This window comes from Photobacterium sp. DNB22_13_2 (assembly GCF_052873915.1).
This window is the reverse complement of the sequence record NZ_JBNNXU010000044.1, coordinates 1-12,132: the sequence shown is the minus strand read 5'-3', so window position 1 is coordinate 12,132 and position 12,132 is coordinate 1. Positions and strand designations below refer to the sequence as shown.

General features: G+C 44.4%; 12 protein-coding genes. 7 read left to right on the top strand and 5 right to left on the bottom strand.

Annotation, left to right across the window (positions count from 1 at the left end; genetic code table 11):
- Positions 1 to 605, top strand: a 605-nt coding sequence (locus ACVA58_RS27690; protein ID WP_446513469.1) for a GMP reductase, incomplete at its 5' end; no start/stop codon positions are given.
- A gap of 80 nt (positions 606 to 685) precedes the next feature.
- Here the strand turns inward: ACVA58_RS27690 and ACVA58_RS27685 are convergent.
- A complete protein-coding gene (locus ACVA58_RS27685) occupies positions 686 to 1,345 on the bottom strand; it encodes a Crp/Fnr family transcriptional regulator (RefSeq protein ID WP_446513468.1) in 660 nt (219 codons plus the stop codon).
- A gap of 222 nt (positions 1,346 to 1,567) precedes the next feature.
- On the opposite strand from ACVA58_RS27685, the gene add reads away from it, so the two are divergent.
- Positions 1,568 to 2,563: an adenosine deaminase gene (gene add / locus ACVA58_RS27680; protein ID WP_446513467.1), complete on the top strand. Its 996-nt coding sequence runs from the start codon at positions 1,568 to 1,570 to the stop codon at positions 2,561 to 2,563.
- Positions 2,564 to 2,664: 101 nt separating this feature from the next.
- On the opposite strand, the gene ACVA58_RS27675 is transcribed toward add, so the two are convergent.
- Genes ACVA58_RS27675 through ACVA58_RS27665 form a run of 3 tightly spaced genes read right to left on the bottom strand, consistent with a single transcriptional unit; the run spans position 2,665 to position 5,587 of the window.
- A complete protein-coding gene (locus ACVA58_RS27675; protein WP_446513466.1) occupies positions 2,665 to 3,762 on the bottom strand; it encodes an ABC transporter permease in 1,098 nt (365 codons plus the stop codon).
- A complete protein-coding gene (locus tag ACVA58_RS27670; RefSeq protein ID WP_446513465.1) occupies positions 3,759 to 4,685 on the bottom strand; it encodes an ABC transporter ATP-binding protein in 927 nt (308 codons plus the stop codon). The genes ACVA58_RS27675 and ACVA58_RS27670 overlap by 4 nt, the downstream gene beginning before the upstream one ends.
- A 2-nt stretch (positions 4,686 to 4,687) precedes the next feature.
- The gene (locus ACVA58_RS27665) at positions 4,688 to 5,587 is read right to left on the bottom strand and encodes an HlyD family secretion protein (protein ID WP_446513464.1); all 900 of its coding nucleotides are present in this window, start codon (positions 5,585 to 5,587) and stop codon (positions 4,688 to 4,690) included.
- Between the two features lie 407 nt (positions 5,588 to 5,994).
- Here ACVA58_RS27665 and ACVA58_RS27660 point away from each other — a divergent pair, with 407 nt between their 5' ends.
- The 3 genes from ACVA58_RS27660 to ACVA58_RS27650 all read left to right on the top strand — a co-directional run bounded on the left by ACVA58_RS27660 (position 5,995) and on the right by ACVA58_RS27650 (position 9,208).
- Positions 5,995 to 6,831 carry a helix-turn-helix domain-containing protein gene (locus tag ACVA58_RS27660; RefSeq protein ID WP_446513463.1) on the top strand — a complete coding sequence of 279 codons (837 nt, stop codon included), beginning with the start codon at positions 5,995 to 5,997 and terminating at the stop codon, positions 6,829 to 6,831.
- Positions 6,832 to 6,946: 115 nt separating this feature from the next.
- Positions 6,947 to 8,311: an MATE family efflux transporter gene (locus ACVA58_RS27655; RefSeq protein ID WP_446513462.1), complete on the top strand. Its 1,365-nt coding sequence runs from the start codon at positions 6,947 to 6,949 to the stop codon at positions 8,309 to 8,311.
- 333 nt (positions 8,312 to 8,644) lie between these two features.
- Complete coding sequence (locus tag ACVA58_RS27650) at positions 8,645 to 9,208, top strand: hypothetical protein (RefSeq protein WP_446513461.1); 564 nt, start codon at positions 8,645 to 8,647, stop codon at positions 9,206 to 9,208.
- Between the two features lie 95 nt (positions 9,209 to 9,303).
- On the opposite strand, the gene ACVA58_RS27645 is transcribed toward ACVA58_RS27650, so the two are convergent.
- A complete protein-coding gene (locus ACVA58_RS27645) occupies positions 9,304 to 10,209 on the bottom strand; it encodes a LysR family transcriptional regulator (RefSeq protein ID WP_446513460.1) in 906 nt (301 codons plus the stop codon).
- A gap of 139 nt (positions 10,210 to 10,348) precedes the next feature.
- On the opposite strand from ACVA58_RS27645, the gene ACVA58_RS27640 reads away from it, so the two are divergent.
- Both ACVA58_RS27640 and ACVA58_RS27635 read left to right on the top strand, forming a co-directional pair.
- Positions 10,349 to 11,353: a zinc-binding alcohol dehydrogenase family protein gene (locus tag ACVA58_RS27640; protein ID WP_446513459.1), complete on the top strand. Its 1,005-nt coding sequence runs from the start codon at positions 10,349 to 10,351 to the stop codon at positions 11,351 to 11,353.
- 263 nt (positions 11,354 to 11,616) lie between these two features.
- The coding region (locus ACVA58_RS27635; protein ID WP_446513458.1) for an IMP dehydrogenase at positions 11,617 to 12,132 on the top strand (516 nt) is incomplete at its 3' end.

Sequence of the window (12,132 nt, the reverse complement as noted above, 5' to 3'; positions counted from 1 at the left end):
CTGAGTTCCCGAACAAAGTGATCAGCGCAGGTAACGTAGTAACTGGCGACATGGTTGAAGAACTTATCCTTGCGGGTGCGGACATCGTTAAAGTTGGTATCGGCCCAGGCTCGGTATGTACTACCCGCGTTAAGACAGGCGTTGGTTACCCTCAGCTTTCCGCTATCATCGAATGTGCTGACGCTGCACACGGCCTAGGCGGTCGTATCATCGGTGACGGTGGTTGTGCCTGTGCCGGTGATGTTGCCAAAGCCTTCGGTGGCGGTGCTGACTTCGTAATGCTTGGCGGTATGCTAGCCGGTCACGAAGAGAGCAACGGCGAAGTTGTCGAGCAAGACGGTAAAATGTTCATGAAGTTCTACGGCATGTCTTCTCAAAGCGCGATGGACAAGCACTCTGGTGGTGTCGCTAAGTACCGTGCGGCTGAAGGTAAAACCGTTCTACTACCATACCGTGGCCCTGTTGAGAACACTATCCAGGACATCATGGGTGGCGTACGTTCGACTTGTACCTACGTGGGTGCAGCGCAGCTTAAAGAGTTGACCAAGCGTACAACGTTTATCCGCGTGCAAGAGCAAGAAAATAACGTATTCGGTAAAGAATAAGGTTTTCGATAAAGAGTAATAGCCACTCTTTAGCTAAAATTTGATTTTGCAAAGGCCACTGATGTGGCCTTTTTGTTTTGTTATTGTTGGCATTGATTCAAGTAGTCTACCAATTGCTCTAGGTTAACCGGAATGATTGTTGAGTTATCCTCCCCTTTCTTCACTAAGCCTTCCTTAATGAGCTCATGAATAATTCGGGTATAGGCTCTATCGGTACAACCAAATCTTTGTGCCTCCTGATACATATAGCCATGGCTCAACGATCTGCTGTCAGTTGTGCAGCGATTGACAATATCTTTGACGATGTTGAACTTTAGCGGGTATAACGATCGCTCGATGGCAATGTTCATTGACGATTGATACATGTTTGCCATTCGGTGGTTCATCCAAAATGCTATCGTCGCATCTTGTAGCAAGATCTCCGAGAACCGCTCTTTGGGTATAATCACTAATTCGGTAGTCGCCGTTGCCACTACATCAAATGAACATAGGTTACCCGAGAAAAACTCAATCTCTCCGAAAAAGTTATCTTCTATATAGTAATCACCCAAACTGAGCGTTTTGCCATTTAGCGCTGTGTGTAAAAGCATAAATTGAGCAGCCGCAGACCAATACACCTCTGTGACTTCATGTTCCTGCCTAACGATATAATCGCCCTTATATCGTGTTATACGCCGGAAGTTCTCATTCTTAACTAACTGACGAAACCGTTCTGGCCCTTTGCTCAAAATTTCAGACATACCCATTTTGCGTAAACTGTATCCAACCTATCAAATTATAAAATAAAACTTGTCACACCCGGACAATTGTCCTGCTATCAACCCCAAGCTATTCTTTAAGCTATTGTTCATAAGCTCAGGGAGCAAATAGCTTCCTGCATTATTGCGTATACTCATAATGATTAACTGCAATCTGGGGATTGCTCTGTGTTTCCCAGATTATACATTGTTAGGACAACACTAATGAATTACTTCGACCTGCCGAAAATTGATCTTCATTGCCACCTAGATGGTAGCGTTAGACCGCAGACTGTTATCGACTTGGCCAAACAACAACACATCACGTTACCTAGTTATGATGTTGATGAAGTCAATGCATTGATGGTTGCTCCCGAAACTTGCTCTGACCTGCCTGAATACCTCAGTCGCTTTGACCTACCTGTTTCAGTAATGCAAACAGCAGAGAGCTTAGAGCGTATTTCCTTTGAGTTGTTTGAAGATGCAGCCAAGGAAAATGTAAAGTACTTGGAAGTTCGCTTTGCCCCTCAGCTTCATATTCAAAAAGGGCTGACCTATGAGCAAATCATTGCCAGCGCTGTAAAAGGGATGAAAAAGGCTGAAGCTCAATATGATATCAAGGGTAACTATATCCTTTCGATGGTGAAGTTCTTGCCTTCGGACACCATCCCCCAAGTGATTGATGCAGGTATTAGCTTACTCAATCAAGGCGTCGTTGCATTTGACCTTGCTGGTAGCGAACTGGATGGGTTCTCCCACGACTATGCGACCTATGCACAGTATGCAAAAGACAAAGGATTCCGAGTAACCATTCACGCCGGTGAGCAAGGCAGCGGACAAAATGTCTATGAAGCAATTTCTATCCTAGGTGCAGAACGCATTGGTCATGGCGTTGCGATTAAAGATCATAAAGAGGCGTACACCCTCGTGAAGCAAGAAGATGTTGCTCTTGAAACTTGCCCAAGCAGCAATGTTCAAACTAAAGCTATCAGCGAGCTAGCACTTCACCCAATCAAAGCGTTTTACCAAGATGGTGTGCCTGTGACTATCAACACTGATAACCGCACAGTATCCAACACCACAATGACCGATGAAGTTCGCAAGGTGATGGAACAATTCGAGCTAGGCGAAGAAGATTACTATCAAATCTACAAAATGAGTGTTCAGCATTCCTTCGCGTCAGATGAGGTTAAACAAACATTGATGCAATTTGCTAAGTAATAGCAACTACATAAATACTTGATCAGTCTTACTGGTTAAAAAGGCCACTTTTCAGAAGTGGCCTTTTTCATATCCGTAGGCATACACAACAAGCTATCTCATCAATCCAACGATTTCTTAAACCGCTTCGATGCCACCAGCAAGCCAAAAACTGTAAAACCGGCTAACCATAATGTATCTCTCCATAAGCCCATCAGATCTGCCCCGCGTAGCACTATACCCCTTATCAATCGCATAAAATGCGTTGCCGGTAAGACTTCAGAGATCCATTGAGCAGCCACTGGCATTGCCTCGTAGGGGAACATAAACCCAGAGAGTAAAATGGAAGGGAGAAGGATAAAGACCGTCATCTGCATAGCCTGAAGCTGAGTAGAAGCAATCGTCGAGATAACAAGCCCCAGTGTCAAACTGGCCGAAATGAACAGCAAGGTTCCCAGTAATATCTGGCTGATCGCACCATTAATGGGTACATCAAAAATAAAGTGACCTAGTCCCAGAATGATAAAGACTTGAATAAGGCCGACGAATATATAAGGCACTATCTTGGCGACCATCAATTCAAATGAGTGAATCGGTGTGGTAATGAGTAACTCCAAATTACCTCTCTCTCTTTCTCTCACTATCGCAGCACTAGTGAACAGGATCATCGTCATGGTCAAGATAACACCCAATAAGCCAGGAATGATATTCACAGCAGAACGTTGTGTTGGGTTGTAATACAAGGCGACTTCAAACGTTTTCTTTATCGGAGGACGGATCTCTATATCCAAATCTGTCAGAGGCATAGTTTGTAGCCCAAGGATTGCTGCACTGATCATGGTATCAGAACCATCAACGATCCACTGCCCGAGTACGCGGCCCTGCATTGCTCGCTGAGTCAAGTCACTAGGCAAGATCAATGCAGCCCTAATCTCTCCTTGTTGTATTGCTATCTCTGCTTGCTCTGGGGTTGAGTAATGTCGCTTAATATTCACGACCTGCGTCACTTTCACTGATTCAGTGATCGTCCTCCCAGCGACACTCGCACTTTGATCAACCACGCCAACTGAGATATTTCGCACATCCGTGTTAATTGCAAAGCCAAATAACAGCAATTGAATCAGCGGGATCATAACCACCATGCCAAAAGTAATTCGATCTCGGGATAACTGGCGGATCTCTTTGATCATGATCGCTTTCATACGATTAAGTGAATTCATTGCCTCCCCTCCCCAGTCACCGTCACAAAGACATCTTCCAAACTAGGGCGTGCAATATTCATCTCGCTATTGGCCAGCCGAGGAAAGGTTTTCCGTAACCAACCGATAGGATCGGTAATATGATGGCGGATCAATACCCGTAAGCGAATACCCAGCTGCGCAGCCGAACGAACTTCGTGGTTTTGCAATAGCTGCTCTTTCAGCTCTCGCAGACGCTCCGCTTTGATTTCAACAATCTCAACTCCCATCTCTGTCATCAAAGTCTCTGGTTCACCATCCGCCCGAATCACACCAGCTTCCATGATTGCTAACCGGTGACAGCGCTCTGCTTCATCCATATAGTGGGTCGTCACCAAAATCGTGGTGCCTTGATCCGAGAGGTCGAATAGCTGCTCCCAAAACTCACGGCGATTTTCAGGGTCAACCGCCGATGTCGGTTCATCCAAAAACAGCAATTCAGGTTTGTGCATAGTGGCAGCAGCCAGAGAAAGACGCTGCTTTTGTCCACCACTCATACCCGATACCCGCTGTTTTCGTCGCTGATCAAGCCCATAAGTCACCAACTGCTCACTGACTCTTTGAGCTAAATCAACCTTACCCATTCCAAAGATTTGGCCAATGAACTCCAGGTTTTCTTCAACGGTTAAATCATCGTACAGGGAAAACTTCTGGGTCATATAGCCAATTTTCAGCCTTAGCTTTTCTGACTCCTTTGGAATATCCAATCCTAATACAGAAACATCACCTTCGGTTGGGCTCAATAAACCAGTCAATACTCGAATAGTTGTTGATTTACCGCACCCGTTCGGGCCGAGGAAACCGTAAATACTGCCTTTAGCTACCTTCAGGGTAATATTGTCGATGGCAGTAAACTCACCAAACTTTCTAGTTACGTTATGCGCCTCAATCGCGTACTCCATCATGATTATTCCCTGTTGAGATCAACTTGAGCGGGTACACCAGAAGGAAGGCGTTCGGCACTGCTCGTTAAATCGACTTCAGCCAAATACATCAAGCGGGAGCGTTCATCTTCGGTCAACGCATAATAGGGAGTGAAAGCTGACTCTGTTGACACCCAGCGCACTGTGCCTTCGAAGGGTTGCTCAACCCCATCAACATGTACTGATACTTTCAGCCCAGGGACAAAATTGACCCGGTACTTGGCAGGAACATACACTCTGGCATAGGGAACACGATCGGCCTGGATCACAGCGACGACCCCATTGACAGGCACACGCTCACCAAGGTTATAAGGCAGGTTATCTAAAATACCTTCACGTGTTGCCACAATAGTTAGCTCATCGAGCTTCTGTTGCTCTAAGGCAACATCGGCTTTGGCTGCAGCCAATTGGGCTTTAGCTTGGTCAATATCTTCCGGTCGCGCCCCTGCGGTAAGCTTGCTGAATTCCTCTGTGGCAGAATCCAACTCAGCTTTGGCTGAATCTCTAGCGGCCAACGCACTGTCTTTTTCAGATTGGCTGATCAACCTCCTTTCGACTAACTCAGCTTTGCGGCGATAATTTTTGTCAGCATCTGTTAATTGGGCCTGAGCCCTCGCTACTTTGGCTTGTGCTGCCGCTATATCTTCAGGTCGTTCGCCATTTGTCAGTCTCAGCAGGGAGGCTTCAGCTTTTGATTGTTCAGCCACAGCATGGGCTAATACCGCTTGCTGGTTTTTACTGTCAAGGATAACCAGCGTATCCCCCTGTTTGACCGTGCTGCCTTCTTTCACAGGAAGCTCGCGGATAATTTCATTGGCTGTCGCGGTAAATGTCACCCGATCACGCTCAAGGGTACCCAGCGCTTGATTCGTGAAGTCTTTCATACAGCCAGCTAATACCAATGGCACAAAAACAAAAAGGGAAAAACGGTTCCTACAGATTCCATTCATTGATTTATCTCTTACGGCTTAATTATTGGGCCAGTAACATTGCGATGCCTACTACTACAGTAGCACTTGGGCAAAGCTTAAAACTTAGCTCCGCTTCATACTTCAACATTTCGAGCACAAGATACTAGGTAAAATATTACTTTTATGAAGTAGGATAAATAGTAATTTAATCACTCATTGCCTTTCGAATAATTAATTGATCACTATAAAAAAAGACTCGTTAAAGCATTAACTTTCAATACCTTAAAAACAAAGCCAATTACACACTTAATAACAACAATGCATTATTAATTCACTTGGCTATATAATGAGGCAAGTGCTTATATACCAAAGGTTATTGCGTGTCGGAACTCATCTCTTCAGTACTTTTACCTAAAGGTAAGCCTTTGGGCGTCGAATTTGTTGAGGGAAACAGTAGAGGACTCTTTTCACAGCCCCATCGCCATGAATACTATGAGATAGCTTGGGCTCAGAAAGGCACGGGGTCGCACTGTATTGATTTCATTGAATATCCTCTTAACGAAGGTGATATTTACTTCATCTCACCGGGTCAGGTACACAGTGATACCAAAACAAGTGGGAAAATTTGCCTCATCACATTTCAGCCTGATTTTGTCGAAAACAATTACCGTGGGCAGTTGATCATCGATCAAACCTTCTATCACGAAAAAACCTCAGCTTCAGCGATTTCGATTGATACTCAGGGTGCGCGTGATCTTGCTGATCTTATCCGTATTCTGTCACAAGAGGTATCTCGGGAAGAAACCAACTGGCGACTGGTTAACTCTTTGCTACACAGTTTCTTATCCTATATACAACGATTTCACGAGAAAGAAATAAAATCTGACACCTTGCTCGAACGACGAATGTACAAGTTATATGTATTAGTTGATGAATATTTCCGGACCGAGAAAAAGACCGACTTCTATGCTAATCACCTTGCCGTATCTAATAAACGGGCAAACGAAATTGCTCGCCAGCACAGCGGCAAAACCATTTCTAAATTAATCCAAGAACGTACCATTCTCGACGCCAGACGTGAACTTGCTTTTACCACTAAAACAGTCAAACAAATCGCTCATGAGTTAGGTTATGATGATGTTGCTTATTTCTGCCGTTTCTTTCGTAAAGCAGCCCATGAGTCGCCTCTAGATTTTCGTACTAGAGTGTTCAAATAGTCCCATTATTAGGCCAAATAATCCCTTTTTACCCCATAACCTCTGCCACATAATACCCACAATACACAATAAGTTATTATGCTAGGAAAGTGCTTCTATCCTGGCGGAGCAGAACATGGTAAATAAACGCATCGACCTTCGAACCACTCCCATTGAACAGTGCTTTAAGCATTACCTTCTACCTGCAATTACAGGCTTGGTCATCAAATCACTCTTCATAATGGGCGACAGTATTATGATTGGCCGCGGTGTGGGGCCCGTTGGTCTTGGCGCTATCGCATTGACCATCCCATTTTTCTCATTCTTTACGGCTGTTGCCATGATGGTTGGCATCGGTGGCTCTGCCATGATGTCGATACAATACGGGAAAGGCCAGTACCAAGAAGGCCAGACGCTATTCGCCCAATCTTTGTTACTTGTTCTTTTGCTCGCTGGCGCTTTGTCTACCACCGCTCTTTATTGGCTTGAAGACATCCTTTTATTGATAGGCGCACAGGGTGAAACTGCAGCTCTGGCCGGCGATTTCCTGGGTGTTATGCTTCAGTTCTTTGTCATCTATGCCATTACCTGGGTTACCTCCTGCTTTGTTCGCAATGATGGCAACCCCAAGTTGGCGATGTATGCCATGGCAGGCGGCGCTATCCTTAACTTGGTATTAGATTACATCTTCATATTCCACTTTGGCTGGGGTCTGAAAGGTGCCGCTTATGCAACCGGAATTGCCCAAGTATTAATGTTGTTGTTTTTGCTTACGCACTTTATTTGCGGACAAGGTAAACTGAGACTGTCACTTCAAGGTATCGGGTTAGGCAAAGCGCCAAAAGTATTGGCAATCGGACTACCTATTTTCTTTATCGAATCATCAATGGCTGCGACCACTTTCATTTATAACGCGATCTTATTGGAATTGGGTGGCGTTCATTATTTGAATGCCTTCAGTATTGTAATGAATGTGGGCGTCTTTGTTATGTTCACCCTTGTCGGAATTGGCCAAGCCTGCCAACCAATCATTAGCTTCAACCATGGGGCAAAGGCACCAGAACGGGTAGAGAAAACACTGTTCATCGGCCTACGTTATGCGGTTATCGTTGGTATTTCAGCCATCGGTGTATCACAACTCTTCGCGACCAACATTGCGGGTTTGTTTACGGTTAACAATCCTGAGTTAGTCCAGTTAGCTGCCAGCGCACTTGGATTATACTTTTTGGCCTTCCCTTTCATGGCAATTAACTTGGTTAGCGCAACCATGTTCCAATCCATCGGTAGTCCTGCTCAAGCCAATGTTATCTCTGTATGCCGTGGGTTTGTCTTTGTCGTTATCGGTTTATTCTTATTACCGAAGGCGATACCAGAAAACGGGGTATGGCTAAGTCCATTGTTTGCTGAAACACTTGCCGCAAGTATCAGCGTCTTCTTCTTAGTGAAACTGAATAGAGAAACATCGCCAACAAAGAACACACTTCTTACATCTGAAAGCTAGTGTACCGAAAAATATCGTACGCATTAATCATAATAGTGTGTACGTTTTTCCCAAAAAGGCTTCGCAAAGCGATAGCCTCACTGCGTGAAACTAATTAGGGGAAATTTACATCCCATCAAATGGGTATTTAAGGAAAGAAGGTCAAGTAACTCATTTTGAGATAAAACTTTGTCAGTGACGTTGCTAAATTAGTAAAGCATTAATTAGTTAAAATATAGTAAATATTAATGTGGCACCCGAGCTTTATGGTTTGGTTGGAAATTATGTCGAACATTCTATGTTTCAAACTATAATTTTTACTACATATCAAACTATCAATAGTTTGGGGTTGTTATGTTGTTTAGAACTTGTCGTGTTCAATCACTCTTAGTGAGTTGTGTTCTGGCTTTGTTGATTTTCGGATGCAGTACGTCTAACGAAGATGATGAAAATGTTGACGTTTTTGCCAATGAACCTATTAATGAAGAAGACCCGGTAACAACAGAAGTAGCTATAACACAGAGTATTCCTCTACCAAAAGGCAAAGCAGAACCACTTTCACACCCTATGTTTTTATTGGAAAATTTAGCCTTCTACAGGGAAGGCCTTGATTACGAAAGTCCTGCTCAGTTTACGATGCATTATGACGGGAGCTGGGAGTTTTACGCTAACCGAATCGCAAATTATCGCAATACAAGCATAAATGAAGGTGTTACATGGGTCTTATGGTTAAGAGCTTCTTACTACGGTGAACGCGATTGCACCGGACCTATATTGTACGCTGAAAACTACCGCTTTTATTCGATTGACTATACAGAGGATGAAAGAAACATAAAAATAACCGGGCTAGATATCAAATTCTCCCAAAAAGCATCGCAAATCAGATGTATAAGGTATTATCAGGAATGGGTCCGCTAGGATCCTCCTTAGACGTTTTTCATGATGTCTTTAGGCTTTCACATTTGGAAGATTAAAGGCATCATTTTCATATGCGGTCTTTTCAATATTAGAGACTAACAAAGCAATAGGTGCCGCTCTGCTTTATCGGTGAGGAACTCTTTCAGTGCCTGAATCTGTGGGTTAATGACCCTACGGCTTGCACAAACCAAATATAAAGGTGCAGGTTCTGTTTCTCTGCCTATATCAATCTCGATCAAACGACCAGCGAGTAGATCGTCTTTAGCATCGAGTAACGATTTATAAGCGACCCCTTTGCCAGCAAGAGCCCACCGCCTAACTGCCTCCCCATCATTGGCATAGCGATTTCCTTTTACCACTAAGACCTGTTCTTGCCCGTGGTTAAAGAACCGCCAACGGTTATACAAGCTCTCACCCAAGGCAAAACAGAGACAGTTATGCGCTGCTAACTCATCAGGAGAATCAGGATAGCCATACTTAGAAAGATAATCAGGCGAAGCGCACAATACTCGTTTATTCCTCCCCGCAATAGGCAAGGCAACTAGTGAAGAGTCACTGGGTTCACCATAGCGCAAGGCAACATCGACAGGTTGGGTATACATATCTGCCAAACCATCCGTTAGCTGCACCCTGACTTCCAGTTTGGGGTGCAAGTCCATAAATTCGTCAATCCAACCCAGCAATAGATTACGGCCGCAGTCTGACGGCATAGACAGCTTAATTACACCCTGAAACTCTGCCAGCCCCTCATTTACAACGCTGCATGCCTCAGTCATAAGCCCGACAGCTTGTTCGCTATAGTTGAGGAACTGCTCGCCTTGCTGGGTAAGACGTAGATTCCGAGTCGAGCGAATAAACAGTAATGCACCAACTTCAGTTTCTAACCGCTTTAAAGCCGCACTTGCTGCTGCAGGCGTAATATCCATGTTCCTTGCTGCAGCCGATAGACTATGTAGCCTTGCAGTCTCAATAAAAATCTTAAGATCGTTGAGAGCCTTCATCGCATGCCCTATCTTCAAAAAGTATTTGAAAGTAAATCAAACCGATGATGGTTTTTCAAATTTTAGTTGTCAAATAAACTTCAAGCATAGATTTGATAAAGAACCTACCCTTTTGAAAGGGGGGCTAAAGGAGAACACCATGAAAGCGGTCGGCTATCAACAATCACTACCTATTACTGAACCTCAATCTCTGATTGATATCACCCTGCCAGTGCCTGTTGCCTCAGGCTCTGACATTCTGGTTGAAGTAAAAGCAATCTCAGTTAACCCGGTTGATACCAAAGTTCGAATGCGTGTGGCACCAGAACAAGGTCAATACAAAGTCCTTGGTTGGGATGCTGCGGGTATCGTCAAATCGGTCGGTCCGGATGTAACGCGGTTCAAGCCCGGAGACAAAGTCTGGTATGCCGGTGATCTTACTCGATCAGGCACTAATGCAGAGTTCCAGCTAGTTGATGAAAGAATTGTTGGCCACAAGCCTAAAAGCTTAAGCTTCGCACAAGCGGCGGCCTTGCCACTGACAACGATTACTGCGTGGGAAATGCTGTTTGACCGTTTGGAAGTAGAAAAAGACAGTAATAAAAAGATACTGATTATCGGGGCTGCCGGTGGTGTTGGCTCAATTATGGTTCAGCTTGCCAAAAAGCTAACTAATTTAACCGTTATAGGTACAGCTTCTCGCCCTGAAACACAGTCATGGCTTGAAGAGTTGGGAGCCGATCATGTTATCAACCATCGTGAATCCCTCAGCAAGCAGCTCGCTGATATAGATCTTGGTGAAGTAGATTATGTTGTTGGCCTAACCAACTCAGATGATCACTTAAATGAGATTGTTGAGTCTATCAAGCCACAGGGTAAATTCGGCCTGATCGATGATCCGGCTTCATTCGATATTCTGCAACTCAAGCGTAAAAGCATCTCGCTGCATTGGGAATTTATGTACACACGCTCATTATTTGGCACTGAAGACATGATTGAGCAGCATCACTTGCTCAACAATGTTGCAAAATTGGTCGATAACGGGGACATAAAATCAACAGTTGCTCACCAGGGCGGTACTGTTTGCGCAGATAACTTGAAAAAAGCACATGAGCTGTTGGAATCACAGAAGGCACTTGGAAAAATCGTACTTGAAGGTTTTTGATTTATAATCAGAAAGTTAGGAAGATAAAAATAAGGATTTATGAAGATAACGGGCAGCAGCTGAGGTGCTATCTTCGTAAAGGTAACACAAAAAAAATCATATTATTAGACTTGTTAAAAAACTTTCTCAGCCTATAATGCTGAAAACCGGAGCGTCTGCCAACGCTCCGGTTTTTTTGTGCCTGCAACATGGTATATAGGATTGCTGTCTGCCAACAGCTACCGACCATGTCGCAATATTCGATAAGATTTAAGGAATTACCAATGCGTATCGAACAAGACTTGAAACTGGGTTTTAAAGATGTACTGTTTCGTCCAAAACGTTCAACCCTAAAAAGCCGTTCTCAAGTTGAATTAACCCGCGAGTTTACATTCAAGCATAGCGGTCGTCAATGGTCTGGTGTACCAATTATTGCTGCTAATATGGATTCCGTGGGTAGCTTCGAAATGACCGCTTCCCTTGCCAAGCACGGTGTGATGACGGCTGTTCACAAACACTACACTGTCGCTGACTGGGCTGAGTTCGTTAACAGCAACGACGCGAGCGTGCTGAACAACGCAATGGTTTCTACCGGTACGTCTGATGCTGACTTCCAGAAAACCAAAGATGTGATGGCGCTGTCTGACGACCTTATCTTCATCTGTATCGATATCGCCAACGGTTACTCTGAGCACCTTGTGCAATACGTACAAAAAGTACGTACTGAGTTCCCGAACAAAGTGATCAGCGCAGGTAACGTAGTAACTGGCGACATGGTTGAAGAACTTATCCTTGCGGGT